We start from the raw sequence: 26,560 nt of genomic DNA on the forward strand, positions 1-26,560 counted from the left end.
ATGAAAGGGAGGGGCACATGAAATTACTGGTCGCAGTCAAGCGGGTGGTCGACGCGAATGTGAAGGTCGGTGTGAGGTCCGATCAATCGGGCGTCGACATCGCGAACGTGAAGATGTCGATGAACCCGTTCGACGAAATCGCGGTGGAAGAAGCCGTGCGCCTGAAGGAAGCGGGCGTGGCGACTGAAGTGATCGCCGTGTCGGTGGGCGTTGCGCAAGCGCAGGAAACGCTGCGTACGGCGCTGGCGATCGGTGCGGATCGCGCGATCCTCGTCGAATCGAACGACAGCGTCGAACCGCTGGCCGTCGCGAAGATCCTGAAGGCGCTGGTTGACAAGGAGCAGCCGCAACTGGTGATCCTCGGCAAGCAGGCGATCGACGACGATTCGAACCAGACGGGGCAGATGCTGGCCGCGCTGGCTGGCCTGCCGCAAGCGACGTTTGCGTCGAAGGTGACGATCGCCGACGGTAAGGCAACCGTTGCACGGGAAGTCGACGGGGGTGCGGAAACGTTGTCGCTTCAACTGCCCGCGGTCGTGACGACCGACCTGCGCCTGAACGAGCCGCGCTATGTGACGCTGCCGAACATCATGAAGGCGAAGAAGAAGCCGCTGGAAAACGTGAAACCGGAAGACCTCGGTGTGGATGTGACGCCGCGTCTGAAGACGCTGAAGGTGGTCGAGCCGCCGAAGCGGGCGGCCGGCGTGAAGGTGCCGGACGTGAAGACGCTGGTCGAGAAGCTGAAGACCGAAGCCAAGGTGCTGTAAGAGGGAGCGGAAAGAAATGACGATTCTGGTGATTGCAGAACACGACAACGCGTCGATCAAGGCCGCGACGCTGAACACGGTGGCAGCGGCGGCGAAGATTGGCGGTGACATTCACGTGCTGGTGGCAGGCCACAACGCGCAAGCGGCTGCGGACGCAGCGGCAAAGATCGCAGGCGTGTCGAAGGTGCTGCTGGCCGACGCACCGCAACTGGCCGCAGGCCTGGCGGAAAACGTCGAAGCGACGGCGCTGAACATTGCGAAGAACTACTCGCACATCCTCGCGCCGGCGACCGCCTACGGCAAGAACATCACACCGCGTATCGCTGCGAAGTTGGACGTCGCACAGATCTCGGACATCACGGCGGTTGTATCGGCCGACACATTCGAGCGTCCGATCTACGCGGGCAACGCGATCGCGACGGTGCAGTCGAGCGACCCGATCAAGGTCATCACGGTGCGTGCGACGGGTTTCGATCCGGTTGCGGCAGAAGGCGGCAGCGCATCGGTCGAGAAGATCGAAGCGGCAGCAGACGCAGGCAAGTCGCAATTCGTGAGCCGTGAAGTGACGAAGCTGGACCGTCCGGAACTCACCAGCGCGAAGATCATCGTGTCGGGCGGCCGTGGTCTGGGCAGCGGCGAAAACTACACGAAGGTGCTGGAGCCGCTGGCGGACAAGCTGTCGGCAGCACTCGGCGCATCGCGCGCGGCAGTCGACGCGGGTTACGTGCCGAACGACTACCAGGTTGGCCAGACCGGCAAGATCGTCGCACCGCAGCTGTACATCGCGGTGGGCATCTCGGGTGCGATTCAGCACTTGGCCGGCATGAAGGATTCGAAGGTGATCGTCGCGATCAACAAGGATCCGGAAGCGCCGATCTTCAGCGTGGCCGACTACGGTCTCGTCGGTGATCTGTTCGCGCTCGTGCCGGAGCTGGCCGACTGCCTGTGATCGCAGGGTAGAACGTCTGCATCGGCATAGGCCGATTTCGGCATCCAGAAATGCCGACCACGCGGGTGGAGCCGGCAGGGTTAAAGGCGGCACCGCGCAAGGTTGAATGCATCGGGATCAGACGTTCCACACGCGACGATTCCGATCCGGAAGAACTGCTGCATATCCAAAAATTGTTGGGCTGAAATCAGCCATGAATCGAGCAAAAAATCAGCAATTTAATTCGGATTCCTGTTTTGAAATGAGGTTGCGAGATTTGCAGTATCCGTGCTGGCCGATCTGGCTGAGCGGCCGATCAGTGCGTTGATCGAGAGCAATCAAGATGATAGCCGGCGCACCTTGAGCGCATCTGAAGAGGAAGGGGGCGCGTTGCTGGTGGATGCGGGAAAGCGAGTTGAAGATCCGTTTTATAAAGGTAGTAATACTAATTATGTGAATGCGTCTGAATGGAGTCGCATAAAACCTGGAGCAGCACATGAAATCGAACCAAGTATTAAGAAAAGTTCTGACCGGCCTGGTGTGTGCGTCATCTGCCTCCTGCATGGTTCCCCTCGCACACGCGGGCTCGCAGCTACTGCCGGGGATTTCGACCGGCTTGCCGCTGGGCGCGCCGCTGCCGCCGGGTATCTATAGCGTCACGCAGCTCAACTACGGCTGGCGCGGCAGCTCGCCGACGGTCGGCGTCGGTGTCGGGATCCCGAGCTGGCTGATCTGGTCCACGCCGTGGACGGTGGCCGGCGGCCGCTTTCTGCTCGATACGGTGACCGCGGTCGCGGACGTCGACGTGAAGGGATATCACAGCTATACGGGGGTTGGTAACACCTATATCGACGCCCAGCTCAAGTGGGATCTCGGCGGCGGTCTGTCGGCCGGCTTGCAGAGCGGCGTGTTTCTTCCCGTGCGCAACGACCTGACTGCGCTTGGCGTGACGCGCAATTTCTATTCGTTGATGGAAATCGCGGCCTTGACCTACGAGCGCAACGGCTGGGAGTTCGATGCGACGGGTATTTACGGTACCGGCAAGCATGGCACCGAGCTGGGCGAGAACGCGGCGCCGCAGTGGAGCAACTTCGATCTGACCGCATTCAAGCGGGTCGGCAAGTGGGAAGTGGGCGCGATCGCGTTTGGCTCGAACGACCTGACCTCACCGGTGGCCGGTTACCAGAAGCAGTCGCAGGTCGCGCTCGGCGGGCTGGTCGGCTACAAGATCGGCCACGACACGCTGCAACTCAAGGTGTCGCGCGACGTCACCGAAACCGGCTATACGGGACACGAGACGCGGGTCTGGATGAATCTGATCGTGCCGTTGTGGAGCCAGAAATAAGGCGACGTGTCGGGTGGCGGGCGCATCGGCGCGTGCCCGTCACGGTAGAGCCCGGTGGCGAAGAAGCTGTCGAGTGTTCGCAGGAGCGTGATCCCATGACTTTACTCGATCAAATGCGCGTCGCCAGACAGGCTGCCGCGCAAGCGGCCAATGCCGTCGATGCGGATATCTGGAGATGGTTCTCGACGATGGTGGAGGACCGACGCATTCGCTGGTGTTTCGCCGGCAATGCGTGGCTGGTCAGTGTCGATCATCGGCACGTTGCAACCGACCCGTGCTTTGACAGCGCTATTCGTGTCGCCAAGAGTGAGTCCGAGCGTCGCGGGCTGCGTTTGGTGCGACGTCGTAACGAGCCCCAATACGCCGACGCCCCGTCGTCCCTGTGCACCTGAGCGGCTCCGCGCACTGAGCGACGGTTCAGGATTTGAATGCGCGGTTGACAGCCGTTCACGCATTGACTAGATTCGTCACATGAGCGCACTTTTCGTCACGACTGCCACCACCACCACGACCGCCCATGGCGGGCCGGGGGGAGGTCGCACGTCGTAGGTCAGTGCCTCGAGCGATCCCCAGGCCCCGCCGGAAACGGACGGGGCCTTTTTCATGCTCCGTTCGACCGGTACCCCACGTCAACGGAGAGCAGCATGGATGATTTCGATCACCGCGTACTCGGTAACAAACTCGATTTGTTTCACCAGCAGGATGAAAGTCCGGGCGCCATTTTCTGGCATCCGCGCGGCATGGCCTTGTATCGCGTCGTCGAGGAATATATTCGCGTCCGGATGCGTCAGGCGGGCTTCTCCGAAGTGCGGACGCCACAGATCGTCGCGCGCGAGCTTTGGGAGCGGAGCGGCCATTGGGAGAAGTTCGGGCGAAACATGTTTTCGCTCGAGAGCGACGACCATCCGTACTGCCTGAAGCCGATGAGTTGCCCGTGCCACGTGCAGGTCTTCAAAAAGGGCACGCGCTCGTACCGCGATCTCCCGATTCGCTATTCGGAATTCGGCGTGGTCCACCGGGCCGAACCGTCCGGCGCGCTGCACGGCCTCATGCGTGCCCGTGCGTTCACGCAGGACGACGCCCATGTGCTTTGCATGCCCGATCAGGTCGAGGTTGAAGTCGCGCGATTCTGCGTGTTGCTGAAGACGATCTACGTGGATTTCGGATTCGGCGCATTCGACGTGGCGCTGTCGACGCGACCCGCGATCCGCGCCGGCGACGATGCGGTGTGGGATCGCGCGGAAGCGATGCTGGCGTCTGCCGCGCGGGCGGCCGGGCTGGACTTCGCGATCCAGGCGGGTGAGGGCGCGTTCTATGGCCCGAAGCTCGAATTTCATCTGCGCGACCGTCAGGGCCGGACGTGGCAGTGCGGGACGATCCAGCTCGACTTCGTGCTGCCCGAGCGGCTCGGCGCCGCCTATGTCGCCGAGGACGGCGCGAAAGCGACGCCCGTGATGTTGCACCACGCGGTGCTGGGCAGCCTCGAACGGTTCATCGGCATTCTGCTCGAACACTACGCGGGGTGGTTGCCGACGTGGCTCGCGCCCGACCAGATCGTCGTGGCGAACATCGGGCAGGACGTCCGCGCCTTTGCCGAGGAGACGGCGTTCGCATTCGAAGACATCGGGTGTCGCGTGCTGCGGGATTTTCGTGCCGAGCGCTTGCCGCGCAAGATCTTCGATGCAAGGGAGCTGGCCGCGCCGATCGTCGCCGTGACGGGGCGGAAGGAGGCACTCGCCGGCGAGGTGTCGCTGCGCATGAGGAACGGGGAGCAGCACGTGCTGACGATCGACGATGCGCTCGTGTACCTGAAGCAGCATGCGCGGGCGCCGTCCGCGACGCGGGTATCAAGCAAGCCGCAAGCGTAAGTGACCATTCACTCTCGCGCAGTCGCGTGCGCCGTCGGCCGGCCGGGCCTGCAATTTTTTTCGATTTAAATAACGCTATTCTCGGCGATGCCGATGATCGAATGCACGTCCGATGTAATACCGACCGCGCCGGATGATTCAGCGGAAGTATTGACGCATTGCCGATTTCAAACCATCCGGCCGTCCCTCATGTGAATGATTCCACCATTCAGGAGAGCATCAGCCATGGTCGCCAGACAACCGATTCAGGCCGTGCTGCTCGCCGCCGCGATCGCTGCGATTGCGCCGGCCGGATACGCGCGCAACACCACCGACTGGATCGCGAACACCTACGGCACGCTCGCCGCGCACGTCGGCAACGTCGCACGCTCGATGTGGGTCGCGCCCGAAGGCGTGATCTACACGTCGTCGATGTGGGACGAGGATGAAGGCGGCGTCGCGATCTACCAGAACGGCAAGAGCCTCGGCTCGATCGGCACGCATTCCGAATTCCAGGGCAGCGCGATCACGGGCAACGCGACGTCGCTGTTCGTCGCGCTGCAGCCCGGCAGCGGGTACGGCAGCGGTGCGGTCGGGCGCTACAACCGCGCGACGCGGTTCCGCGACAAGCTCATTCAGGTCACCGCGGCGACGAACCAGCCGCGCATCGACGTCGTCACCGGGCTCGCGACGGCCGGCTCACTGCTCTATGCGAGCGATTTCTACGGCAACCGCGTGCGGGTGTTCACGACCGACGGCGTCTGGCAGCGCGACCTCGGCGTGACCGCGCCGGGCGCGCTCGCGGTGGATGGCGCGGGCAACGTGTGGGTCGCGCAGAAGGGCGCGGGTTCGATCGTCGAATTCAGCGCGACCGGTGCACTGCTGAACACGATCCGGATGGCGGCCGGATCGCAGCCGTCGGCGCTCGGTTTCGATGCGGCGACGGGGCAGCTGCTGGTCGGCGACGAAGGCCCCGACATGAACATCAAGCGCTATGCCGTGTCGGGCCGGCCGGCGCTGGTCGACACGTTCGGCGTGCGCGGCGGCTATCTCGACACGACGACGGGCATCAAGGGGCAGGTGGGCGCGAAGCGCTTCACGCGTGTCGTCGGCCTCGGCAAGGACAGCGCCGGCAACCTGTACGTGCTCAACAACCCGTGGGGCGGCAGCTGGGATCTCGGCCGCAACGGCGCGACCGACCTGCACGCGTACAGCAGCGCGGGCAGCCTGCGTTGGACGCTGCAGTCGCTGAACTTCGAAGGCATCGCCGCGCCCGACCCGGTGACGGATGGTTCGCTGTTCTACAGCGCCACGCACGTGTACGGCGGCACCGCGGGCGGCACGTTCGTCGCGAACACCGTCGATCCGTTCGCGTATCCGTCGGACCCGCGCATCGACATGAACGATCCGCAGCGCGACGAGCACTTCGGGCTGCTGACATCGGTCGGCGCAAACCGGATCCTCGTCGCGGCGGGCCAGAATCCGCCGGTCTACTACTTCTTCCACTTCAACGCGGCCAATGGTTACGTGGCGATTCCCGACGGCTCGATCCCGGGGCCGGCGTTCGACACGACGCGGCGCGTGTCGGCCGGCTTCAGTCTCGACAGCAAGGGCGGCGTATGGGCCGGGCTCGACAAGACCGGCGCGATTTATCACTACCCGCTGACCGGTTTCGATGCGAGCGGCAAGCCGTCGTGGGGGCCGGGCGTGCCGACGCCGGTGCCGGCCAGCATCCTGCCGCTCACGCGCATCGTCTATCTCGCCGACAGCGACACGATGGTGCTCGCGCAGGGCGTCGTCGGGAGTACCGACTGGACGTCGATCGGCACGCGCATCGAGGTGTATCACGGCTGGCGCGCGGGCAACACGACGAAGCCGAATCCGGTGATCACGCTGCCGCACGGCGGCGCGAAGTCGATCGACGCGGCCGGCAATCATCTGTTCGTCGGCTACTGGTTCAGCAGCAGCGGGCCGCTGTGGCCGAACATCGACGCATTCAACCTCGACACCGGCAACCTCGACACGACGCTCGTCAACGCGAGCCCCGCGACGGTGGACACCAGCAGCGCGATCGACGCGATGTACAGCGTGCGCGCGTATCGCCGCTCGAACGGCGAGTACGTGGTCACGAAGAACAACGTGAAGGGGAACAGCATCACCGTTTATCGGTGGACGCCTTGAGGGCCGGCGACGCGACCGTTCGCGGGCGGCGGTCGAGACCCCGGCATCGTCGCGGATGTCCCGCTCGCCCGACGCGTCAGTTCAGCTCAGCCCGCTTGCGCGTGACGCGATAGCGCATCTTCCCGTTGCGCAGATGCCCGGTCGTGGTCACGAGCCAGTCGCCGTCGGCGGACAGGCTTTCGTCCCAGTTCGCGATCTCGACGAGATGGCCGCCTTCGTAATGCCACGTTTGCGACGAGTGGCTGCAGCAGCTGTTGCGTTGCGCGGAAGTGACCTGTTTCCTGCGTGCGTCGAAGCCGATCTGCGGCAGGTCGGACAGCGCCTGGTCGAAGACGAAGCGCCGGGTCTTCGGGTCGAACAGGAAGAAGTTGTCCGTGCTGTTCGGCCCTGCGCCGCCGGAGCTGCCACCGATCATCAGGTCCGGATGACCGTCGAAATTGGCGTCGACCAGCGTGAGGCTCGTATCGCTCTCGCCCCATGGGTCCGCGTAGAAATCGCGGATGACCTGCACCCGTTTGCCGGTCGCGCGATCGAGCACCTCGATGGCGACCGCCGTCGCGGGATCATTGTCGCTAGCTCCCGCCGTGAAGGCGACGCGGAAGCGAAACTGCTTCGTCTGAGCCTGCTGATCGACCCATTTGACGTCCTCGAGATCGTCGCGATCGATCCAGCCGCGCGTGGGCGTGCCGTCCTGCGCGAAGCGCTCGACTTCTTCCCATTCCGAACCTGACGCGACGACGGCCACGTAGCTGCCTGCGGGCAGCACGCCGGGCGATGCGCTGCGGCTCGCATTCGGGAAGAACGGCACGTCCTTCGTCAGGTACTGCACGCCCTGATATGCACGCGGCGTCGCGAGTTCGAAGCGATCGCCATGGTGCGTGATCGCGTAACGGGGATGCGACTCGCCCTTGTCGTCGTAGTCGGTGCGCAGGTACTTCCTGTCGCTGCCCCAGCTGACCGTGAAGGTGTCGGTCGTCCAGCGGAATGCCGCTTCGTCGCCGGAGATGTTGGTGCGGCAGAACGGTTGCACATCGGAGTAATCGTTCCAGCCGGGAAACGCATACGCAGGGCAGAGCCTGTTCGGGCTGTTGACGTCGTAGCGATACCGGCCGTCGACGAGGAACAGCACGCGATTCTGCGTGCGACCCGGATCGCGGGCGACCACCGCGTAGCTGATCCGGGCCGCCGGCGGCAGCGCGCGCTCGAACGTGTCGTCGTCGATCTCGCCATAGCTTGCCGGCTGCGCTTTCGGCATCTCGCGGTAACCGTCCGGATCGAGCCGGTAGATGCCGGGTTCGAGCAGGGTGGGCGTGGCTGCGCCGGCGTCAGCGCAGAGGAATGGGGCGGCGAGCAGAAGCGCGAGGATCGAGGACTTCACGGCGTCGGGAGGGCGGGCATGAACTGTGAGAGGAATGGCCGGCGATCGATGCGGGACGACATCGCCGTCGCCGAAGCAGGTCGGGTGCGGCAGGGTCATCCTCACGCGCGCCAGATCATGTTGGTTCCGGTGCCGGTTTCCGTTTCCGATACGAACCGGAACCCGAGCCGTTCGTAGAGCCGCCGCGCCGGGTTGCCGTGGAGGACGCCGAGCGAGACGGCCATGTTCGCGCGCGTCGCTTCGGCCAGCAGTTCGCTCAGGACCGCCTGGCCGATGCCCTGGCCCTGTCGGTCGGGGAGCAACTGGATCTGGTGGACGTGCCATTCGTGCGCGGCGCGCGTCACCTTGAGCAGGCCGATTTCGGTGGCGTCGGCTCCTTCGCAGATGATCGATGCGTCTTCGAAGTGCGCGCGGATGCGCTGGTCGTGCGTATGGTCGTCGGTGGGCACGCCGGCCCGCTGCAGGTGCGGCGTCATCGTGAGCCGACGGAGTCGCAGCAGGAAGGGCAGATCGGCCAGGGAAGCCGGGCGCAGGCGGATGATGGGTCTCATGATCGGCGATCGTTCGCGGGGGAAGGTTGGGCCACGAAACGCATGATTGCCGAATTCGCGGCGCGAATCAAAGGCCAGGCCGCCGAATCTGCAGGCCGGGCGATGCGCGAGGACGCCCGTGACCGCGTATTCGGTTTTGGCGTCGCCCCGTCATCCGTGACGCGCAACGGTTCATGGCGTCGAGGCTGGCCGAGCCGGCGCTGTTACCGGGTATCGCCGAGCGGATGCGCGCGAGGAAGGCGACCCGTTCGGCATCAAGAACGCGACGATCCGCGCGATCGTGAAGAAGAAGTTACGCCGCTTCCGGCTTTCGGGCGATCCGCTCGCGAATCTCCGGCGATGCCAGGCACGTCGTCACGGCTTCATAGCCGGGCGCACCAGGGTACGGCGCCACGCGGGAAGGCGGACTGTGATTCGCCGGACACAGGATGATCGCTTCATCGGACCCGACCGTCGACAGATCGAGGATCGCCGATGAGCGCGTCATCAGGAACAGCGGCCGCGCGCCGGCCCCGGCGCGTTCACGCAGCCACGCGATCAGCGCCTGTTGCGTGGGCCGGTCGAGATCCTGTTCGATCATGTCGACGACCCGCGCGCCTGGACCATCCGCTGCGAGGCTGGCAAGCAGCGCGGTCAGCGCCGGCGAGCGCGTCGCGCCGGCGTCGGCAAGCGATGCCGATGCGCGCTCGACACGCGCGTTCAACGCCGGGTCGGCATGCAATGCGTCCAATGCCGCGGCAGCACCGTTTTCCAGCCGGTCGAGTCCCACGAACACCGCGCCGGGCAGCGCGTCGGCGAGCCGCATCGCGAGCCGCGTCTTGCCGCTTCCCAGCGAGCCGATGATGTAGTTCAACGGCCGGATCTCGCGAAACTCGAACCATTCGCCGCCCCACGGCCACGGCAGGCTGAACGCGATCCCGGCACCGCCATCGTCGAGCAGCCGCGTCAGTTCGCCGCCGTCGGGCAGCCGGCCGCGCGCCAGGCCGGCGCGGATCGCGCGCACGCGGTCGAGCTTGCGGACGAGATCCTGAATGCCGTGGTCGAGCGCCGCTTCATGAGAGGCGAGCGCGTCATCGAGGCTGCGCGGGGCGCCGTCGAGCACGCTTGCGACCTGCGCGACGCTCAGGCCGAGCGCGCGCAGCGCGACGATGTCGGCCGCGCGCGCGAGATCGTCGGGGCCGTACATGCGGTATCCCGCCGGCGTCCGCTCCGGCGCGACGAGACCGTGCTGCTCATAGAGCCGCAGCGCCTTGACCGATACGCCGAGCCGCGCGGCGGCGGCCGACGCGCTCAAGCGAAGCGTGGACGTGCCCATTCGTCACCCCTGTCTGCTGTCGATTCGTTGCGTCCAGCATAAAGGCGACCCCAAGGGCCGGGTCAAGCCCGTTCACGCAATCCGGTACACGCGCATCGCGTTGTCGTGCCAGATCGCGTCGCGCGCGACGTCGTCGAGGTCGGCCATCGCGCGCGCGAACGTGCGCAGCAGCGCCGGATACGACACGCGCAACCCCGCCACCGGAAAATTGCTCGCGAACAGGCAGCGCGCCCAGCCGAAGATCGCGATCGTGTCGCGGATGATCCGCGCGTTGTCCGCGTCGTTCCACACGGCGTCGCGCAACCCGAGTTCGGAGATCTTCACGCTCACGCGCGGCAAGGCCGCGAGCGCTTCCATCCCGCTGCGCCAGCGCGCGAGCCCGGCGTCCGACCGATCCCACGGCAGCCCGGTGTGTTCCAGCACCACGTCGACGGCGGGCGCATCGGCCAGCAGCGCGGCCGCTTCGCCGAGATGCCAGAACGGCACGCGCAGATCCCAGCTCAGGCCGTGCGCGGCTAGCCGTTCGAGCGCGGCCGGCCAGCGCGGGTCGCGCAGCGTGCCGGGCCCGTCGACGGCTGCATCGGCCGATGCAGCGGTGCGCGGCTTGAAGCGCACGCCGCGCACGCGCGGCCACGCGGCCTGTTCGGCGAGCCGCTCCTGCGCGTCGCCGGCGAGCAGGTCGACCCACGCGACGACCGCCGACGGCAGCCCGTGCGCGGCCGCGACCTCGTGCAGCCAGCGCGTTTCCGCGAGCGCCTCGTCATGCGCGCGTTCGGCCTCGACGTGCACGCTCGCGACGATCGGCGCCCCTTGCGCCGCGTGGCGCAAATCGGCCACGCCGAAATCGCGGCGCAGCGCCGCGTAGTCGCCGAACATGAAGCGCGCCGGATCGTACTGCTCCTGCAGCCACGGATAGTGCGCCCCCGTGCCGAGCTGCCACAGGTGGTGATGCGCGTCGACGAGCCTGGCCGGCGGCGCGTCGCCGTGCCGCTCAGCGCGGGCCTGCTGCGAGCACATACGACGCATCCGGTTCGCGCAGCGTCGGCAGCGCACCGACGAAGCGCCACGCATCGAGATCGAGTTCGCGGACGTAGTCGTCCTGGAACGACACGTACGCGACGCGCCGCGACGGATGGAACGACAGCGCGGTCGGATTCGCGGGCAGCGCGACACGTTCGATCTCCTCGAGCTGCCGCGCGTCGAACACCGAAATCGACCGTTCGCCGGAATTGGTCAGCAGCAGCAGGTCGCGGCCGTCCGGCGCGGTGGTGCGGTAGATGCGGTTCGGATCGCTGCGCGTCTTCACGCGGCGGCCGCAGGTCATCGTGTCGGTGTCGATCTCGACGAGCGTGTCGTCGCCGCGATTCGCGACGAACAGCGTGCGCTCGTCGCTCGACAGCGCATTGCCTTCCGGGCGCGGGCCGGGCATCACCGCGCGCGGCGCGACGGTCGCGTCGCGCGGATGAAACTGCGTGACGGTGTTCGACAGCAGGTGCACGCCGTAGGCGCGGCTTGCATCGCGCGTGAGCGTCACGAGGTGCGTCTTCACGCCGCCGGACGGCACGGCCAGGTTCGGCACCGGCTGCCGGGTCGGCTCGTCGAACACGAGCAGCATGTCGTGCGCCTCGCTCATCGCGTACAGCCGGCCGTCGCGATCGCTCGCCATCCCGTGCGGCCGGTAGTACGGCCACAGGTCGAGCATGCGCGTGTGGGTGCGCTCGACGAGATCGATCTCGGCGATCCGGTGATCGCCTTCATGGCCGCGCGACCACGCGGTCTCGATCCCGAAGATGCCGACGTACGCGTAGCGGTTGTTCACGTCGACGGTGAATTCGTGCGGGAAGTTCGGCAGCACGACATGCTTGAGCGCGGCTTTCGTTTCGAGGTCGTAGAAGCTGAAGGTATGGGCGCATTTCTGCACCAGCAGCAGGATGTCGTTCATGGTGAGTCTCCGTCGTTTCGTGCGCGTGCCGGCTTTCCGGTGCGCGCGTATCAGATCAGTCTTCGCAGCGCTTGGGCAGCGTCAGCGCGAGCAGGCCGGCCACCGCGAGCGTGATCGCGAGGCTGTACACGCCGGCCGCGGCGCTCACGTGCTGGGTCAGCACGCCGACCGCATACGGGCCGCAGAAGCCGCCGAGGTTGCCGAGCGCGTTGATCAGGCCGCGGGCGCTGCCGGCCGTCTCGACGCTGCACAGCTTCGGCGGAATCGCCCAGAACACGCCGGCCGCCGCCTGCAGGAAGAAGCCGCAACCGATCAGGAACGCGAACGACACGATCATCGACGCGTGGGTGAGCACCGACAGCGCGAGGCACGCGGCGAAGCCGACCAGCGGCAGCAGCACGAACAGGCGGCGCTTGCCGGTTCGGTCAGACAAATACGACGTGCCGAACATCCCGATCATCATCGCGACATACGGCAGCATCGCGAGCAGGCCGACCTTCCCCATCCCGCCGTGCGTGAGGTTTTTGAGCAGCGTCGGCAACCACATCGTATAGCCGTAGATGCCGACCTGATAGCAGAAGTTGATCGCGATCAGCAGCCAGATCGTCGGGTTGCGCAGCATCGCGCCGAACGACGCGGCGGCCGGTGTGCCGGCGGCCTGCTTGCGCGCCTGTTCGTCGCGCAGCGCGTCGAGGATGTACGCCTTCTCGCGCGGCGACACCCAGCGTGCGGTCTTCGGGCTGTCGTCGGCGAACAGCATCCATGCGACCAGGCACAGCACCGACAGTGCGCCCGCGATGAAGAACAGGTGACGCCAGTCGTATGCGGCGAGGATGAAGCCGGACAGCGGCGCGGTGATCATCCCGGCGAGCGGCACGAACATGATGACCATCGCGTTGGCGCGGCCGCGTTCGCGGTCGGGAAACCAGTGGCTGACCATCGTCAGCACGACGGGCAGCATCCCGCCTTCGGCCACGCCGAGCAGGAAGCGCAGCGTCAACAGTTGCCACGTATGGGTGACGAGCCCGGTCAGCACCGACAGCATCGCCCAGCTCACGAGCGACCACGCGATGAATGTCTTGCCGCTGCCGAGCGCGGCGCGCCGGCCGGCCGGAATCTGCAGGAACAGGTAGCCGAAGAAGAAGATGCCGCCGGCAAGGCCGGCCATGGTCGCGTCCATGCCGAGATCGGCATTCATCCCGCCCGGCATCGCGAACGCGATGTTCACGCGGTCCATGTACGAGATGATGCAGGCGAGCAGCAGCGGCGGGATGACGCGCAGCCAGCGGCGGCGCGGAATGGCTTCGCCGGCATCGTAGGCCGGGTTGGCGGGGTTCAGCAGGTTCATGGTGTCTCCAGTCCATGTGATGAGCGGCGGCGGCCTTCTGTCGGGCCGCCGTCACGCCGATGCGCAACGCACGCACGCGCGTTGCGGGTGCAAACCGGGGTCTAGCGTCCCCAGCGCAGCACGAGCGGATCGAGCCGCCGCGCCGCGTCGAGCAGGCCCGCGCGCACCTGCGGGTGCAGGTCGGGCCACGGCGCGCGCGGCCGGTCGCACGCGATCACGCCGCCTTCCTTCATCAGCGCCTTCGCGGTCAGGAAGCCCGACTGGCGATTCTCGTAGTTGATCAGCGGCAGCCAGCGCGCGTAGTGCTCGCACGCTTCGTCGCGACGTCCGGCGAAATACGCGTCGGTGATCCGGCGAATGCCGTCCGGATACCCGCCGCCCGTCATCGCGCCGGTCGCCCCCGCATCGAGATCGGCGAGCAGCGTGATGCCTTCCTCGCCGTCCCACGGCCCTTCGATCGCGTCGCCGCCGAGCGCGATCAGCTCGCGCAGCTTCGACGCCGCGCCGGGCGTCTCGATCTTGAAGTACGACACCGCGTCGAGTTCGCGTGCGAGCGTCGCGAGCAACGACGCCGGCAGCGCAACGCCGCTTGCCGGCGCGTCCTGGATCATCAGCGGAATGTCGAGGCCGTCGGCGACATCGCGGAAGAACGCGCGCACCTGCGTTTCCGGCACGCGGAAGGTCGCGCCGTGATACGGCGGCATCACCATCACCATCGCGGCGCCGAGCGCCTGCGCGTGGCGGTTGCGTTCCGCGCAGATCCGCGCGCTGAAATGCGACGTCGTGACGATCACCGGCACGCGGCCGGCGACGTGTTCGAGCGTGGTGCGCGTGATGAGGTCGCGTTCGTCGTCGCCGAGCGCAAACTGCTCCGAGTAGTTCGCGTGGATGCAGATGCCGTGCGAGCCGGCGTCGATCATGAAGTCGAGGCAGCGGCGCTGGCCGTCGAGGTCGAGCGCGCCGTGCGCGTCGAAGATCGTCGGTGCGACCGGAAAGACGCCCTGGTAGCGTGCGTTCATGGCGTCCCTCACTCGACGATGTCGAACTGGTCGAGGAATTCGGTCTTCAGCGTGAGGCCGAGACCCGGCACGTCGTCGCGCAGTTGCAGGAAGCCGTTCTCGGCCACCGGCTCGCCGTCGAAGATGTAATAGAACAGTTCGTTGCCGACTTCCACGTCGAACATCGGGAAGTACTCGCTCATCGGCGACGCGAGCGTGCTCATCGTCAGGTGATAGTTGTGCATCTGGCCCGCGTGCGGAATCACCGGCACGCTGTAGGCCTCGCACAGCGCGTTGATCTTGTGCGCCATCGTGATGCCGCCGACGCGGTTCGTGTCGTACTGGACGACCGACACGGCCTTGCGGTCGAGCAGCTGCTTGAAGCCGTACAGCGAGAACTCGTGCTCGCCGCCGGAGATCGGGATGTTCGTGAGCTGGTTCAGCTCCGCGTAGCCGTCGATGTCGTCGGCGATCACCGGCTCCTCGAGCCAGCGCGGCTGGTATTTCTCGAGCTTCGGCAGGATGCGCTTCGCATACTCGAGGTTCCAGCCCATGTAGCACTCGAGCATCAGGTCGTTGTCGTAGCCGATCACCTCGCGGATCGCCGCGACCGATTTCAGGTTCTCCATCACGCCCTGCTGCCCGTGCGCGGGCCCGTAGCCGAAGCGCATCTTGAACGCGCGGAAGCCTTCCTTCAGGTACTTCTGTGCTTCCTCCTGCATCGCCTTCAGGTCGGTGCGATACAGCTTCGAGTAGTAGCAGGGGATCTTTTCCTTGGTGCGTCCGCCGAGCAGCTTGAACACCGGCTTGCCGACGCTCTTGCCGAGGATGTCCCAGATCGCGATGTCGACGGCCGAGATCGCCGCCATGCCGATGCCCTTGCGGCCCCATGCGTGGGTCGCGCGGTACATCCGCTGGTTCAGGTATTCGTAGTCCCACGGATCCTGGCCGATCACGAGTGGCGCGAGGTACTGGTCGATGATCGCCTTCGCGATGTGCGGCGCGAGCGCGACGTTGCCGAGGCCGACGATGCCGTCGTCGGTCTCGACTTCGACGACCGTCCACGCGTGGAAACGGAACGTGCTCATCGTCTCCTGCGGCGCGTACAGCAGGTCCATCGCGTTCGAGCAGAAATTGCCTTGCGGCGGGACGGTCTTGCCTTTCCACTGGAATACGCGGGCGCGCACGGAACGGATCTTCATGATGGTGTCTCCGGAATGGATGGTGTCGTGTGTAGAAGGCGTGCGGGGGTCACGCTGAAACGGTGGACGTGCGGCGCGCGGCGCCCATCCGGCACGCGATCTGCAGTGCCTGCCAGGTCGCGCCGACGTCGGCGCTGCCGCGGCCCGCGATGTCGTACGCGGTGCCGTGCGCGGGCGTCGTGATCGGCACGGGCAGCCCGCCCTGCACGGTCACGCCGCGCGAGAAGCCGAGCAGCTTGATCGCGATCTGCCCCTGGTCGTGGTACATCGTGACGATCGCCTGGTAGTCGCCGGCCTGCGCCTTCAGGAAGATCGTGTCGGCCGGGAACGGGCCGTGGAACGGCGTATCGGTCGGCCACGCGCGCGCCTGCAGCTTGCGCACCGCCGGCTCGATGATGTCGACTTCCTCGCGCCCGCAGCTGCCGCCGTCGCCGCCGTGCGGGTTGAACGCGGCGATCGCGACCTTCGGCGCGGCGACGCCGTTCGCGAGCAGCGACCGGTAGATCAGTTCGGATGCCTGTTCGATCCGCTCGACGCTCAACTGGGCCGCCGCATCCTTCAGCGGGATATGCGACGAGATCCGTGCGGTCCACAGCTCGCCGAGCGTGTTGAATTCGCAGAAGTAGCCGGTCACGCCGAGCGCGGCGGCGAAGTGGTGCAGCTCGTCGTCGTGCTTCAACCCGCCGAGCTTCATCGCGTACTTGTTCAGCGGCGCGAAGCAGATCGCGTCGATGTCGCCGGCGAGTGACGCGTCGAGGCACTGGTCGAGCACGGTGAGCGTCGAGTGGCCGCCGGCCGCGCCGGCCTGGCCGACCGTGACCTGCGCGGGATCGATCGTGTCGACCGCGACGAACGCGGCGCGCGCGGTGGACGGCCGGCCGCGCACGGCGGCGAGCGACGCGACGGGTTCGACGTCGACCGTCACGCCGGCCACGCGCTGGCCGGCTTCCCACAGCCAGCGGTCGCCGATCAGCACGAGATTCGCGCGGGCGGTTGCGTCGGGCCGTGCGAGCAGTTTCGCGATCAGTTCGGCACCGATGCCGGCGGGGTCGCCGAGCGTCAGCGCGACGACGGGCAGGGGGGCGGCGGGCGATGGCGTGTTCATTGCAGTGTCTCCGGTGGCGGCGCGTGGCCGTTCGTGTATGGGGTTCATGCTAGGTAGACGGAATGAGTCGGTAAATTGAAAACTCTTGATGAATTGATAACCTGGAGTAATCGAAATGGGCTCGATTGATCGACGAGACTCGACTCCCCAATTGCTGAACCGGTTGCGGATGCGGCAGATCGCGCTGCTGCTCGCGGTGGACGAATGCTCGACGCTGCGCGCGGCCGCCGGCCAGCTCGGCCTCACGCAGCCCGCCGCGACGAAAATGCTGGCCGAACTGGAAAGCGCGCTCGGCCAGCGGCTGTTCGACCGCGTCGGGCGCGGGCTCGTGCTGAACCCGGCCGGCGAGCGCGTGCTGGGCTATTTCCGCGGGATCCGCGGCAGCGTGGAGGCGCTCAATCGCGAGCTGGGCGAACTGCAGCTCGGCAGCGCGGGGCGGCTTGCGATCGGCAGCATCATGGCGGCGTCGCCGGGGCGGCTCACCGAGGCGCTGGTGCAGCTGAAGGCGCGCTATCCGCTGCTCGCGATCGACATCGCGGTCGACACCAGCGACCGGCTGATGCCGCAGTTGCGCGAAGGGGTGCTCGAAGTGGTGATCGGCCGTAACGTCGGCACCGACTGCGATTTCCGCGTGGTGGACGACGAGGCGCTCGCGATCATCGCGGGCCGCGACCATCCGCTCGCGGGCGCGGGGCCGGTCGGATTCGATGCGCTGCTCGATTACGCGTGGATCCTGCAGCCGGCCGGCAGCCCGGCGCGCGAGGTGGTCGAGCGCGAATTCCGCGCGCGTCACCAGCCGATGCCGCGCGGGCTCGTCGAAACGGGCTCGATCCTGACGACGATGAACCTCGTCGACCGCTCGCACATGCTCGGCGTGATTCCGCTGACCGTCGCGCAGCGCAACGCCGAGCACGGGCTGGTGGCGATCCTCGATTACGTGCTCGACCAGAAGCTGCCGTCGTACGGCAGCCTCGTGCGGCGCGACCGGCCGCTGAGCATTCCCGCGCAGCAGTTTCTCGCGCTGTTCCATCGGGACGGGGCGGGGGATGACGGCGATGCGTAATGGCGCGGTTTGTCAGCCGAGGCGGCCGAGCCAGCCGAGCCAGCCGCGCCAGCCACGCTGGCCGAGCAGGCCGGTCAAGCCGTTCAGCCCGAACAAGCCGGTCAGCCCGAACAAGCCGATCAAGCCGATCAAGCCGATCAAGCCGATCAAGCCGATCAAGCCGATCAAGCCGATCAAGCCGATCAAGCCGATCAAGCCGAACCAGCCGAACCAGCCGAACCAGCCGAACCAGCCGAACCAGCCGAGGCGGCCGAACCAGCCAAGCACGCCAAGCACGCCAAGCACGCCAAGCACGCCGAGCCGAGCCACCACCATCACGGAACGCGGTGAAGCGTGACGGCGACGCCGGCGAGGCGGCTGAGGCAGGCGAACCCGACGCGAGCCGCTTCAGCGCGCCGACGGCGCGGCCGGCGCTTCGGCGAGCGACGGCGCCGATTCCGACAGCGTGCGCTCGGGCCGAATCCGCAGCGCGGCGACGATGCCGATCAGCAGCATCGCGACCGACCCGATGAACGGCACCGTCCAGCTGCCGGTGTGGTCGACGAGATAGCCGAACAGGATCGGCGACAGGATCCCGGAGACCGCGGAACCGGCATTCATCATCCCGCTCGCGATGCCGGCGTGTTTCGGCGCGATGTCGCTCGGCACCGCCCAGATCGGCCCGATCGTCAGTTCGAGACACAGGAACGACCCAGACAGGCACAGCGCGACGCCGGCCGTCGAATGCACGAACGCGAGCGGCAGCAGGCAGGTGAGCGCGCCGGCGAAACTCGCGACGATCACGCTCTGGCGCGACAGCGCGAGGTTGCCGGTCTTGCGGTAGATGCGATCGCACAGCCAGCCGCCGACCGTGTCGCCGACCACGCCCGCGAAGAACACGCCCGATGCGAACAGCGCGGTCGACTTCAGGTTCAGGCCCTGGCCGTTCAGGAAGAACGTCGGCAGCCACGTGAAGAACAGCCATGCGGTCCAGCCGTAGCAGAAGTACACGAAGATCGTCGGCGCCATCCGTCGGAACAGCGGCCCCCACGGCGTCGGGCCGGACGGCGGCGCGGGCCGTGCGACGGGGCGCGTGCCGCCGTCGTCGCCGAGCGGGTGTTCGCGGAAGCTCACGATCCACCACGCGAGCCACACCAGCGTCACCGCGCCGATCACGAAGAACGCCGCGCGCCACGACAGCCACGTCATCAGCGCGGCGACGATCGGCGGCGTGACCGCGTTGCCGAGCCGCGAGAACGAATGGGTGAAGCCCTGCACGACGCCGCGCCGTTCGCGCGAGAACCAGTGCGTGATCGCGCGGGCCTGCGCGGGCAGCGTCGCGCCTTCGCCGATCCCGAGCAGCAGGCGCGCGGCGAACAGCAGCGCGAGGCTGTGCACGAGACCCGTCATGAAGGTCGATGCGACCCAGATCAGCCCGCAGCCGATCAGCGTGATGCGGGCGCCGAAGCGGTCGGCGATCCAGCCGCCGAACACCTGGCAGACGGCGTACGAGTACGCGAAGGCGGAGAAGGCGACGCCGAGTTCGGTGTTCGAGAGTCCGAGTTCGGACTTGATCGCACCGGCCGCGGTCGCGAGGTTCACGCGGTCGACGTAGAGGATGAACGAAAGCGCGCACAGCAGCCACAGCGTGTGGCGCCGTTGACGATGATCGGTAGTCATGTGTCTCGCTCCAAGGTCGTGCGCGGCGTTGCAATGACGCCGCGTTCACGGGCCGGGCCAGCATCGCGCGCCGGAGGAGGCATCGTCTATTGAATCTTTTGGATCAATTGATAACCTGAGGTGTTCGGTTTCGCCGCACCCGGGCGCAGGCGCGGACGGGCTGCGGGTTTTCCGCGAGCGCTTGCGGCATGATGCGGGAGGGTCGTGCAGCGATACCGGTGCAGCGATGATGAAGTGACGAAGCGGTATCGCATCGTCGGGAATGGACGGACATGGAACAACAACTTTCACGCCACCGGGACAGCCGCTTCTGGCAACTGCCGCCGGTGCAATGGTGGATCCAGGGGCACGGCCGCGACGGCTATTCATTCCGGCTGCTGCTGGTGCCGCTCGTTACCGTGTTCGTGCTCGAATTCGTGTGCGTGATGCTGGGTACGCTGTCCGGCGCGCTGCTCGTGAGCGGCGCGATGACGCTGTTGCTCGGGTTCGCCGGGTTTCATGGCGCGAAACGCGAATGGCTCGTGCCGTCCGCGACGGCGCGCGCGCTCGTGAAGGCGCGTACCAAGCAGGCGGCCGAGCGCTTCTCGTCGCTCGGCGCGGGCGCGACGGTGCTCGCGATCTTCGTCAGCGCGACGTCGCTGTCGCTCGTGCTGTCGGGCCAGCCGATGCTGGACAGCGTGTCGAAGGACACGGTGTCGATCTTCATCGCGCTGGTGTTCCTGCCGGTGTACGTGTCCGGCGCGGTGCGCAAGCTGGCGATCGCGCGCGTCGAGGAGCTGGAAGCGCTGCGTCAGGCGACGGTGGGCACGCGGCTGAAGTTCGACCGGGCCGGCGCGGTGCGGGCGGTCGTCGTGCAGGGGCCGGCAGGGAAATCGACCGTGTCGGTCGCGGAGTACACGCTGCTGGGTTTCGAGCCGCCGCTCGAGCGCGTGGGGCGCGAGACGGGCGCGTGACCGTTCGACGGCACGCGCCTTCCCGCCTGGATGCGACCCGGCGACACCCGTATCACGACGAGGATGACGATCATCCCGACGGCGCTCGATGGCCAGTAGCCCCGGCTTCGGCTGTGCGGCCATGAAGGAAATGCGCCGATGAGCATCAGAATCAGGATGATGATCAGGCTCGTACCGAGCATCGCCCCCCTCCTGGACGTGTTCGACATGACGGTGGTTGCGCTCGCAATCCGCGTGCCGCGAAGCGGGGCGGGCGAAAGCCGGCGCAAGCGCACTGTCTGGTCAGGTGGAATTCACGCAATGAATACCGACTGATTCAAAAAATAAATTTCAAAAATGCAGGCCCGGTCGCTATGCTGGGCCTTCGGTTTCACTCGGGCGGACAGGGCACGCAATGGCTGAACTCTTTCTGGTACGGCACGGGCAGGCGTCGTTCGGCACGGACGACTACGACCGGCTGTCCGCCGCGGGCGAGCAGCAAGGCGTCTGGCTCGGCGAATACTTCGCGCGGCAGGGCCTCGCATTCGACCGCGTGATCTGCGGCACGATGAACCGGCATGCGCAGACGGTCGATGCGATCCTGCGCGGGATGGGCCGTGAAGGCGCGCCGGTCGACCGCCATCCCGGCCTGAACGAATACGACTTCCACGGGCTGTTCGCGGCGGCGGCCAGCGACTATCCGGAGATCGCGCGGCTCGCGGCCGGCTCGATGAAGGAACACTTTCGCGCGCTCCGGCAGGTGCTGTACCTGTGGGCCGACGACAAGCTCGGCGACGCGGCTCCCGAAACCTGGACGCATTTCCAGCAGCGCGTCGCCGACGCGCGCGCCGCGATCCGCCACGGCGGCGCGCAACGCGTGCTCGCGGTGAGCTCCGGCGGCCCGATCGCGGTGACCGTGCAGCAGGTGCTTGCCGCGCCGCCGTCGAGCGCGATCGCGCTGAACCTGCAGATCCGCAACAGCAGTCTTTCGCAGTTTTTCTTCAACGCCGAAGCGTTCCACCTCGCGTCGTTCAACGGCATTCCGCATCTCGAGGATCCCGAACGACACGCATGGCGCACCTACGGCTGACTCCACGAACGATCGCGACGATGACGAACCCTTCCCAGCCCCTCGACGTAGCCCGCCTCACGCGCTATCTGGAAGCGCACGTACCGGGTTTCGAAGGCCCGCTCGACATGGAGAAGTTTGCCGGCGGCCAGTCGAACCCGACCTTCCTGCTGCACGCGAAGAGCGGCCGCTACGTGCTGCGCCGCCAGCCGCCCGGCGAGCTGCTGAAATCCGCGCATGCGGTCGATCGCGAATTCCGCGTGCTGAGCGCGCTGTCGGGCACCGCGGTGCCGGTCGCGCATCCGTATCACCTCTGCGAAGATCGCGACGTGATCGGCAGCCTGTTCTACGTGATGAGCTTCGAGGACGGCCGGATCTTCTGGGATCCGGCGCTGCCCGAACTGCCGAAGGACGAGCGCGCGACCTGCTACGACGCGCTGCTGCGCACGATGGCCGCGCTGCACGATGTGGACGTCGACGCGGCGGGCCTCGCCGACTACGGCCGCCCCGGCAACTACTTCGAGCGTCAGATCGGCGTGTGGACGAAGCAGTATCGCGCGGCGGAAACGGAACGCCTCGACGCCATGGAGACGCTGATCGACTGGCTGCCGAAAGCGTGTCCCGAGGACACCGGCCGGCCCGCGCTGGTCCACGGCGATTTCCGGATCGACAACCTGATGTTCGCGCGCGATGGCTATCGCGTGCAGGCCGTGCTCGACTGGGAACTGTCGACGCTCGGCAACCCGCTCGCCGATCTCGCGTATTTCTGCATGTGTCTGCGGCTGCCGACGGGCGGCCAGGTGCGCGGGCTCGCGGGCCAGGATCGCGCGGAACTCGGTATTCCCGACGAAGCGGCGATCGTCGCGCGCTATTGCGAACTGCGCGGGATCGCGCCGATCCACGACTGGCATTTCTATCTGGCCTTCAGCTTCTTCCGGCTCGCGGCGATCGCGCAGGGTGTGAAGGCGCGCGCGCTGCAGGGCAATGCGTCGAGCGAGCAGGCGTTGCGCGTCGGCGCGATGACCGGCCGGCTGGCCGAACTCGCCGTGGACGTGATCGGCGCGCATCGCTGAACACCGGTATCGCCGCAGCCGCCGCGCAGCGGCACGGTTAAACATATCAATGGAGGAGCACAGCAACATGGCAACGAACCTGTTCGACCTGACGGGCAAGATCGCACTGGTGACGGGCGCAAGCCGCGGCATCGGCGAGGAAATCGCGAAGCTGCTGGCGGAGCAGGGCGCGCACGTGATCGTGTCGAGCCGCAAGATCGACGACTGCCAGACGGTGGCGGACGCAATCATCGCGGCAGGCGGCCGCGCCGAAGCGCTGGCGTGCCACGTCGGGCGGCTGGAGGATATCGCGGCGACGTTCGAGACGATCCGCGGCAAGCACGGCCGGCTCGACATCCTCGTGAACAACGCGGCCGCGAATCCGTATTTCGGGCACATCCTCGACACCGATCTCGCCGCGTACGAGAAGACGGTCGACGTGAACATCCGCGGCTACTTCTTCATGTCGGTCGAGGCCGGCAAGCTGATGAAGGCGAACGGCGGCGGCGCGATCGTCAACACAGCGTCGGTGAATGCGCTGCAGCCGGGCGACCGCCAAGGCATCTACTCGATCACGAAGGCCGCGGTCGTCAACATGACGAAGGCGTTCGCGAAGGAGTGCGGGCCGTTCGGCATCCGCGTGAACGCGCTGCTGCCGGGCCTCACGAAGACGAAGTTCGCCGGCGCGCTGTTCGCCGACAAGGACATCTACGAAACCTGGACGGCGAAGATCCCGCTGCGCCGCCACGCGGAGCCGCGCGAGATGGCCGGCACGGTGCTGTATCTGGTGTCGGACGCGGCGAGCTACACGAACGGCGAATGCATCGTCGTCGACGGCGGCCTGACGATCTGAGCGCGCGATGAAACTCGACAGCTATGCGGGGCAGTCCGTGATGATCACCGGCGCCGCGAGCGGTTTCGGTGCGCTGCTCGCGAGCGAGCTGGCCGCGATGGGCGCGCGGCTCGCGCTCGGCGACCTCAACGAAGCGGCGCTGGAGCGCGTAGCCGCGCCGCTGCGCGCGGCCGGCGCCGACGTGATCGCGCAGCGCTGCGACGTGCGTGTCGAAGCCGACGTCGCGTTGCTGGTCAAGGCGGCGGTCGCGGGCTTCGAGCGGCTGGACGTCGGCATCAACAACGCCGGCATCGCACCGCCGCTGAAGGCGCTGATCGATACCGAAGAAGCCGATCTCGACCTGAGCTTCGCGGTGAACGCGAAGGGCGTGTTCTTCGGGATGAAGCACCAGATTCGCCAGATGCTCGCGCAGCGCGAAGGCGTGATCCTGAACGTCGCGTCGATGGCCGGGCTCGGCGGCGCGCCGAAGCTGGCGGCCTATGCGGCGTCGAAGCACGCGGTGATCGGGCTCACGAAGACGGCCGCGCTCGAATACGCGCGCCACGGCATTCGCGTGAACGCGGTGTGCCCGTTCTACAGCACGACGCCGATGGTCACCGACAGCGACCTCGGCGAGCGCCAGGACTTTCTCGCGCAGGGCTCGCCGATGAAGCGGCTCGGCCGTCCGGAAGAAATCGTCGCGACGATGCTGATGCTGTGCGCGAAGGACAACACCTATCTGACCGGGCAGGCCGTCGCCGTCGACGGCGGCGTCTCGGCCTTCTGAACCGAACGAACGGAAAACGCAATCTCGAGGAGTCGATCATGGACTTTGGCTACACCCCGAAAGTGGAAGAACTGCGCGAACGCGTACGCGCGTTCATGGATGCGCACATCGTGCCGCGCATCCGGCAGTGGAACGAGGAAGTGCATGCGGGGCAGTACCCCGTGTCGTTCATGGAAGCGCTGAAGGAACGCGCGAAGGCCGAAGGGCTGTGGAACCTGTTCCTGCCGCACCTGAAGGACGACGAGCCGGGCGTGGGCCTGACCAACCTCGAATATGCGCCGCTCGCCGAGATCATGGGGCGCGTGAGCTGGGCGTCGGAAGTGTTCAACTGCAATGCGCCGGACACCGGCAACATGGAGCTGCTGCACATGTTCGCGACGCCGGAGCAGCGCGAACAGTGGCTGCTGCCGCTGCTGCGCGGCGAGATCCGTTCGGCGTTCGCGATGACGGAGCCCGACGTCGCGTCGTCGGACGCGACCAACATCACGACGCGCATCGAGCGCGACGGCGACGACTACGTGATCAACGGCCGCAAGTGGTTCATCACGAACGCCGCGCATCCGAACTGCAGGATCTTCATCGTGATGGGCAAGACCGACCCCGATGCGGAATCGCACCAGCAGCAGAGCATGATCCTCGTGCCGCGCGACACGCCGGGCCTGACGATCGTGCGCAACATCACGGTGGTCAACCACTACGCACCGGAAGGGCACTGCGAGATCACGTTCGACAACGTGCGGGTGCCGGCGCGCAACCTGCTCGGCGAGGAAGGCAGTGGCTTCGCGCTCGCGCAGGCGCGCCTCGGCCCGGGCCGCATTCACCACTGCATGCGCTCGATCGGCGCGGCGGAGCTTGCGCTGGAGCTGATGATCGACCGCGCGCAGTCGCGCGAGGCGTTCGGCAAGCCGCTGAACCGGCACGGCACGATCGGCGAATGGATCGCGCGCTCGCGCATCGAGATCGACCAGGCGCGCCTGCTGGTGCTGAAGGCCGCGTGGATGATCGACAAGGTCGGCGCGAAGGCCGCGCGCAAGGAGATCTCGATGATCAAGGCGCTCGTGCCGACCGTCTATACGGACGTGTGCGACCGCGCGATGCAGGTGTTCGGCGCGATGGGCCTGAGCCCCGATACGCCGCTCGCCGATCTGTGGACCTGGGGCCGCGCGCTGCGCTTCGCCGACGGCCCGGACGAGGTGCACCTGCAGGCGATCGCGCGCATGGAGATCAAGGACGCCGTGCGCGGCTCGACCGAGCCGTACCTGACGCGCCCGCCGCGCGGTTGAGCGGCGCGACGTGGACGAACGAACGGCGCGCGCCGTAAGATCTCGGCAAGGAGATCCGGCGATGCGCCTTTCGAAGATTGATCTGAACCTGTTCGTCGTATTCGAGGCGATCTACAACAAGCGCAACCTGACGCGTGCGGCGGAGGTGCTGAACCTCACGCAGCCGGCCGTCAGCAACGCGCTGGCGCGGCTGCGCAAGACGCTGAACGATCCGCTGTTCGTCAGCACGCCGGCCGGGATGATGCCGACGCCGATGGCCGAGAACATCGTCGGCCGCGTGCGCGAGGCGTTGCAGTTGCTCGATTCGAGCGCGCACGAAGGGGACGTGTTCGACCCCGCTTCGTCCGAACGCGTGTTCCGGCTCAGCATGAGCGACCTGACCGAGGCGCTGCTGTTGCCGGCGCTCGGCGAACTGCTGCAGACGCATGCGCCTGGCATGCACGTGCGCAGCTATACGATGGACCGCCGCGAAGTCGCGACCGCGCTCGCCAACGGCTCCGTCGACATCGCGATCGACGCACCGCTGATCGCCGATCCGCACCTGCACCAGGCGCTGCTCGTGCGCGACCGCTATGCGTGCATGATTCGCGACGACCACCCGTTCAAGGGCGATACGCTGACCCTGGACGACTACCTGTCGATGGGGCATATCCACGTGTCGAGCCGCCGCAAGGGCAGCGGGCACGTCGACGCGGAACTGACGCGGCTCGGGCTGCGCCGCAACATCCAGATGCGCGTGCAGCACTACATGGTCGCGCCGCTGATCGCGATGCGCGGCGATCTCGCGCTGACGGCGCCGCTGCGGCTGCTGCAGCGCTATCCGGCGCGGATTCTCGAACTGCCGTTCGAGATGCCGGGGCTCGAATACTTCTGCTACTGGCATCGCAGCGCCGATCAGGATCAGGGCAGTCAGTGGCTGCGGGAGCAGTTGATGACGCTGATGGGCGGGATGGGGGAGGTGCAGTGATGCAGCCGC

Annotated in this window: 26 protein-coding genes and 1 pseudogene; 15 read left to right on the forward strand and 12 right to left on the reverse strand. The window is 66.8% G+C overall.

The genetic code is table 11. The features are described 5' to 3' along the window. Positions 1–17: 17 nt before the first annotated feature. From BX604_RS29975 to BX604_RS30000, 6 genes are all read left to right on the forward strand, one after another. On the forward strand, positions 18–767 hold the full coding sequence (locus tag BX604_RS29975; RefSeq protein WP_098554452.1) for an electron transfer flavoprotein subunit beta/FixA family protein: 750 nt from the start codon (positions 18–20) through the stop codon (positions 765–767). A gap of 16 nt (positions 768–783) precedes the next feature. Then, positions 784–1,716 carry an electron transfer flavoprotein subunit alpha/FixB family protein gene (locus BX604_RS29980; protein ID WP_098554453.1) on the forward strand — a complete coding sequence of 311 codons (933 nt, stop codon included), beginning with the start codon at positions 784–786 and terminating at the stop codon, positions 1,714–1,716. Between the two features lie 541 nt (positions 1,717–2,257). Further along, positions 2,258–3,040 carry a transporter gene (locus tag BX604_RS29985; protein ID WP_179894915.1) on the forward strand — a complete coding sequence of 261 codons (783 nt, stop codon included), beginning with the start codon at positions 2,258–2,260 and terminating at the stop codon, positions 3,038–3,040. Positions 3,041–3,135: 95 nt separating this feature from the next. Beyond that, positions 3,136–3,432 carry a hypothetical protein gene (locus BX604_RS29990; RefSeq protein WP_257146462.1) on the forward strand — a complete coding sequence of 99 codons (297 nt, stop codon included), beginning with the start codon at positions 3,136–3,138 and terminating at the stop codon, positions 3,430–3,432. Between the two features lie 252 nt (positions 3,433–3,684). Beyond that, positions 3,685–4,908: a threonine--tRNA ligase gene (thrS, locus tag BX604_RS29995; protein ID WP_098554455.1), complete on the forward strand. Its 1,224-nt coding sequence runs from the start codon at positions 3,685–3,687 to the stop codon at positions 4,906–4,908. 225 nt (positions 4,909–5,133) lie between these two features. Then, complete coding sequence (locus tag BX604_RS30000) at positions 5,134–7,068, forward strand: SMP-30/gluconolaconase/LRE-like region family protein (RefSeq protein WP_098554456.1); 1,935 nt, start codon at positions 5,134–5,136, stop codon at positions 7,066–7,068. A gap of 76 nt (positions 7,069–7,144) precedes the next feature. Here BX604_RS30000 and BX604_RS30005 read toward each other — a convergent pair whose 3' ends face one another. The 9 genes from BX604_RS30005 to BX604_RS30045 all read right to left on the reverse strand — a co-directional run bounded on the left by BX604_RS30005 (position 7,145) and on the right by BX604_RS30045 (position 16,907). Further along, positions 7,145–8,446: an XAC2610-related protein gene (locus BX604_RS30005; RefSeq protein ID WP_098554457.1), complete on the reverse strand. Its 1,302-nt coding sequence runs from the start codon at positions 8,444–8,446 to the stop codon at positions 7,145–7,147. Between the two features lie 101 nt (positions 8,447–8,547). Further along, positions 8,548–8,997: a GNAT family N-acetyltransferase gene (locus BX604_RS30010; protein WP_098554458.1), complete on the reverse strand. Its 450-nt coding sequence runs from the start codon at positions 8,995–8,997 to the stop codon at positions 8,548–8,550. A 292-nt stretch (positions 8,998–9,289) separates the two neighbouring features. Further along, positions 9,290–10,312: a MerR family transcriptional regulator gene (locus BX604_RS30015; RefSeq protein ID WP_098554459.1), complete on the reverse strand. Its 1,023-nt coding sequence runs from the start codon at positions 10,310–10,312 to the stop codon at positions 9,290–9,292. Positions 10,313–10,384: 72 nt separating this feature from the next. Further along, positions 10,385–11,329, reverse strand: a complete 945-nt coding sequence (locus BX604_RS30020; protein WP_098554460.1) for an amidohydrolase family protein — start codon at positions 11,327–11,329, stop codon at positions 10,385–10,387. Next, positions 11,304–12,254 carry a YncE family protein gene (locus BX604_RS30025; RefSeq protein WP_098554461.1) on the reverse strand — a complete coding sequence of 317 codons (951 nt, stop codon included), beginning with the start codon at positions 12,252–12,254 and terminating at the stop codon, positions 11,304–11,306. Before BX604_RS30025 ends, BX604_RS30020 begins: the two co-directional genes overlap by 26 nt. 55 nt (positions 12,255–12,309) lie before the next feature. Next, positions 12,310–13,602 carry an MFS transporter gene (locus BX604_RS30030; RefSeq protein ID WP_098554462.1) on the reverse strand — a complete coding sequence of 431 codons (1,293 nt, stop codon included), beginning with the start codon at positions 13,600–13,602 and terminating at the stop codon, positions 12,310–12,312. 101 nt (positions 13,603–13,703) lie between these two features. Beyond that, the gene (locus BX604_RS30035; protein WP_098554463.1) at positions 13,704–14,621 is read right to left on the reverse strand and encodes a dihydrodipicolinate synthase family protein; all 918 of its coding nucleotides are present in this window, start codon (positions 14,619–14,621) and stop codon (positions 13,704–13,706) included. 8 nt (positions 14,622–14,629) lie between these two features. Further along, a complete protein-coding gene (locus tag BX604_RS30040) occupies positions 14,630–15,802 on the reverse strand; it encodes an L-rhamnonate dehydratase (RefSeq protein WP_098554464.1) in 1,173 nt (390 codons plus the stop codon). A 49-nt stretch (positions 15,803–15,851) separates the two neighbouring features. Further along, complete coding sequence (locus BX604_RS30045) at positions 15,852–16,907, reverse strand: 4-hydroxythreonine-4-phosphate dehydrogenase PdxA (protein ID WP_098554465.1); 1,056 nt, start codon at positions 16,905–16,907, stop codon at positions 15,852–15,854. A 115-nt stretch (positions 16,908–17,022) separates the two neighbouring features. On the opposite strand from BX604_RS30045, the gene BX604_RS30050 reads away from it, so the two are divergent. Next, complete coding sequence (locus tag BX604_RS30050) at positions 17,023–17,970, forward strand: LysR family transcriptional regulator (RefSeq protein ID WP_098554466.1); 948 nt, start codon at positions 17,023–17,025, stop codon at positions 17,968–17,970. A gap of 12 nt (positions 17,971–17,982) precedes the next feature. Here BX604_RS30050 and BX604_RS39175 read toward each other — a convergent pair whose 3' ends face one another. Together BX604_RS39175 and BX604_RS30060 are read right to left on the reverse strand one after the other, a co-directional pair. Further along, positions 17,983–18,285: a hypothetical protein gene (locus BX604_RS39175; RefSeq protein ID WP_179894916.1), complete on the reverse strand. Its 303-nt coding sequence runs from the start codon at positions 18,283–18,285 to the stop codon at positions 17,983–17,985. Positions 18,286–18,357: 72 nt separating this feature from the next. Next, the gene (locus BX604_RS30060; RefSeq protein ID WP_098554467.1) at positions 18,358–19,629 is read right to left on the reverse strand and encodes an MFS transporter; all 1,272 of its coding nucleotides are present in this window, start codon (positions 19,627–19,629) and stop codon (positions 18,358–18,360) included. 272 nt (positions 19,630–19,901) lie between these two features. Between BX604_RS30060 and BX604_RS30065 the strand changes: the two genes are divergently transcribed. Next, the gene (locus BX604_RS30065) at positions 19,902–20,582 is read left to right on the forward strand and encodes a hypothetical protein (protein ID WP_098554468.1); all 681 of its coding nucleotides are present in this window, start codon (positions 19,902–19,904) and stop codon (positions 20,580–20,582) included. 29 nt (positions 20,583–20,611) lie between these two features. On the opposite strand, the pseudogene BX604_RS30070 reads toward BX604_RS30065, so the two are convergent. Next, positions 20,612–20,764 (reverse strand): annotated as a pseudogene (locus tag BX604_RS30070) (DUF3309 family protein); the annotation flags it as partial. On the opposite strand from BX604_RS30070, the gene BX604_RS39180 reads away from it, so the two are divergent. The 7 genes from BX604_RS39180 to BX604_RS30100 all read left to right on the forward strand — a co-directional run bounded on the left by BX604_RS39180 (position 20,721) and on the right by BX604_RS30100 (position 26,551). Further along, positions 20,721–20,897 (forward strand): hypothetical protein, encoded by a 177-nt coding sequence (locus tag BX604_RS39180; RefSeq protein WP_179894910.1) that lies wholly within the window; start codon positions 20,721–20,723, stop codon positions 20,895–20,897. The pseudogene BX604_RS30070 and the gene BX604_RS39180 overlap by 44 nt on opposite strands. Positions 20,898–20,976: 79 nt before the next feature. Continuing rightward, positions 20,977–21,651, forward strand: a complete 675-nt coding sequence (locus BX604_RS30075) for a histidine phosphatase family protein (RefSeq protein WP_098554469.1) — start codon at positions 20,977–20,979, stop codon at positions 21,649–21,651. A 20-nt stretch (positions 21,652–21,671) separates the two neighbouring features. Beyond that, positions 21,672–22,703 (forward strand): phosphotransferase, encoded by a 1,032-nt coding sequence (locus BX604_RS30080; protein ID WP_098554470.1) that lies wholly within the window; start codon positions 21,672–21,674, stop codon positions 22,701–22,703. Between the two features lie 67 nt (positions 22,704–22,770). After that, positions 22,771–23,535, forward strand: a complete 765-nt coding sequence (locus BX604_RS30085) for an SDR family oxidoreductase (RefSeq protein WP_098554471.1) — start codon at positions 22,771–22,773, stop codon at positions 23,533–23,535. A gap of 7 nt (positions 23,536–23,542) precedes the next feature. After that, complete coding sequence (locus BX604_RS30090) at positions 23,543–24,301, forward strand: SDR family NAD(P)-dependent oxidoreductase (protein WP_098554472.1); 759 nt, start codon at positions 23,543–23,545, stop codon at positions 24,299–24,301. A gap of 38 nt (positions 24,302–24,339) precedes the next feature. Continuing rightward, positions 24,340–25,584, forward strand: a complete 1,245-nt coding sequence (locus BX604_RS30095) for an acyl-CoA dehydrogenase family protein (RefSeq protein ID WP_098554473.1) — start codon at positions 24,340–24,342, stop codon at positions 25,582–25,584. A gap of 61 nt (positions 25,585–25,645) precedes the next feature. After that, entirely contained in the window at positions 25,646–26,551 is a 906-nt protein-coding gene (locus BX604_RS30100) for a LysR family transcriptional regulator (RefSeq protein ID WP_098554474.1), read from the forward strand. Positions 26,552–26,560 lie beyond the last annotated feature (9 nt).

Source organism: Burkholderia sp. JKS000303 (assembly GCF_002563755.1).
GTDB lineage: Bacteria > Pseudomonadota > Gammaproteobacteria > Burkholderiales > Burkholderiaceae > Burkholderia > Burkholderia anthina_B.

Bases quoted from the DNA above. Each gene is read 5' to 3' on its own strand.
- BX604_RS30090 (WP_098554472.1), top strand. From the start codon at position 23,543: ATGAAACTCGACAGCTATGCGGGGCAGTCCGTGATGATCACCGGCGCC.
- BX604_RS39180 (WP_179894910.1), top strand. From the start codon at position 20,721: ATGAGCATCAGAATCAGGATGATGATCAGGCTCGTACCGAGCATCGCC.
- BX604_RS30045 (WP_098554465.1), bottom strand. From the start codon at position 16,907: ATGAACACGCCATCGCCCGCCGCCCCCCTGCCCGTCGTCGCGCTGACG.
- BX604_RS29985 (WP_179894915.1), top strand. From the start codon at position 2,258: ATGGTTCCCCTCGCACACGCGGGCTCGCAGCTACTGCCGGGGATTTCG.
- BX604_RS30025 (WP_098554461.1), bottom strand. From the start codon at position 12,254: ATGAACGACATCCTGCTGCTGGTGCAGAAATGCGCCCATACCTTCAGC.
- BX604_RS29975 (WP_098554452.1), top strand. From the start codon at position 18: ATGAAATTACTGGTCGCAGTCAAGCGGGTGGTCGACGCGAATGTGAAG.
- BX604_RS30030 (WP_098554462.1), bottom strand. From the start codon at position 13,602: ATGAACCTGCTGAACCCCGCCAACCCGGCCTACGATGCCGGCGAAGCC.
- BX604_RS30010 (WP_098554458.1), bottom strand. From the start codon at position 8,997: ATGAGACCCATCATCCGCCTGCGCCCGGCTTCCCTGGCCGATCTGCCC.
- thrS (WP_098554455.1), top strand. From the start codon at position 3,685: ATGGATGATTTCGATCACCGCGTACTCGGTAACAAACTCGATTTGTTT.
- BX604_RS30080 (WP_098554470.1), top strand. From the start codon at position 21,672: ATGACGAACCCTTCCCAGCCCCTCGACGTAGCCCGCCTCACGCGCTAT.
- BX604_RS29990 (WP_257146462.1), top strand. From the start codon at position 3,136: ATGACTTTACTCGATCAAATGCGCGTCGCCAGACAGGCTGCCGCGCAA.
- BX604_RS30040 (WP_098554464.1), bottom strand. From the start codon at position 15,802: ATGAAGATCCGTTCCGTGCGCGCCCGCGTATTCCAGTGGAAAGGCAAG.
- BX604_RS30050 (WP_098554466.1), top strand. From the start codon at position 17,023: ATGGGCTCGATTGATCGACGAGACTCGACTCCCCAATTGCTGAACCGG.
- BX604_RS30100 (WP_098554474.1), top strand. From the start codon at position 25,646: ATGCGCCTTTCGAAGATTGATCTGAACCTGTTCGTCGTATTCGAGGCG.
- BX604_RS30020 (WP_098554460.1), bottom strand. From the start codon at position 11,329: ATGTGCTCGCAGCAGGCCCGCGCTGAGCGGCACGGCGACGCGCCGCCG.
- BX604_RS30035 (WP_098554463.1), bottom strand. From the start codon at position 14,621: ATGAACGCACGCTACCAGGGCGTCTTTCCGGTCGCACCGACGATCTTC.
- BX604_RS30095 (WP_098554473.1), top strand. From the start codon at position 24,340: ATGGACTTTGGCTACACCCCGAAAGTGGAAGAACTGCGCGAACGCGTA.
- BX604_RS30065 (WP_098554468.1), top strand. From the start codon at position 19,902: ATGGAACAACAACTTTCACGCCACCGGGACAGCCGCTTCTGGCAACTG.
- BX604_RS30015 (WP_098554459.1), bottom strand. From the start codon at position 10,312: ATGGGCACGTCCACGCTTCGCTTGAGCGCGTCGGCCGCCGCCGCGCGG.
- BX604_RS30000 (WP_098554456.1), top strand. From the start codon at position 5,134: ATGGTCGCCAGACAACCGATTCAGGCCGTGCTGCTCGCCGCCGCGATC.
- BX604_RS39175 (WP_179894916.1), bottom strand. From the start codon at position 18,285: ATGGTGGTGGCTCGGCTCGGCGTGCTTGGCGTGCTTGGCGTGCTTGGC.
- BX604_RS30085 (WP_098554471.1), top strand. From the start codon at position 22,771: ATGGCAACGAACCTGTTCGACCTGACGGGCAAGATCGCACTGGTGACG.
- BX604_RS30060 (WP_098554467.1), bottom strand. From the start codon at position 19,629: ATGACTACCGATCATCGTCAACGGCGCCACACGCTGTGGCTGCTGTGC.
- BX604_RS30075 (WP_098554469.1), top strand. From the start codon at position 20,977: ATGGCTGAACTCTTTCTGGTACGGCACGGGCAGGCGTCGTTCGGCACG.
- BX604_RS29980 (WP_098554453.1), top strand. From the start codon at position 784: ATGACGATTCTGGTGATTGCAGAACACGACAACGCGTCGATCAAGGCC.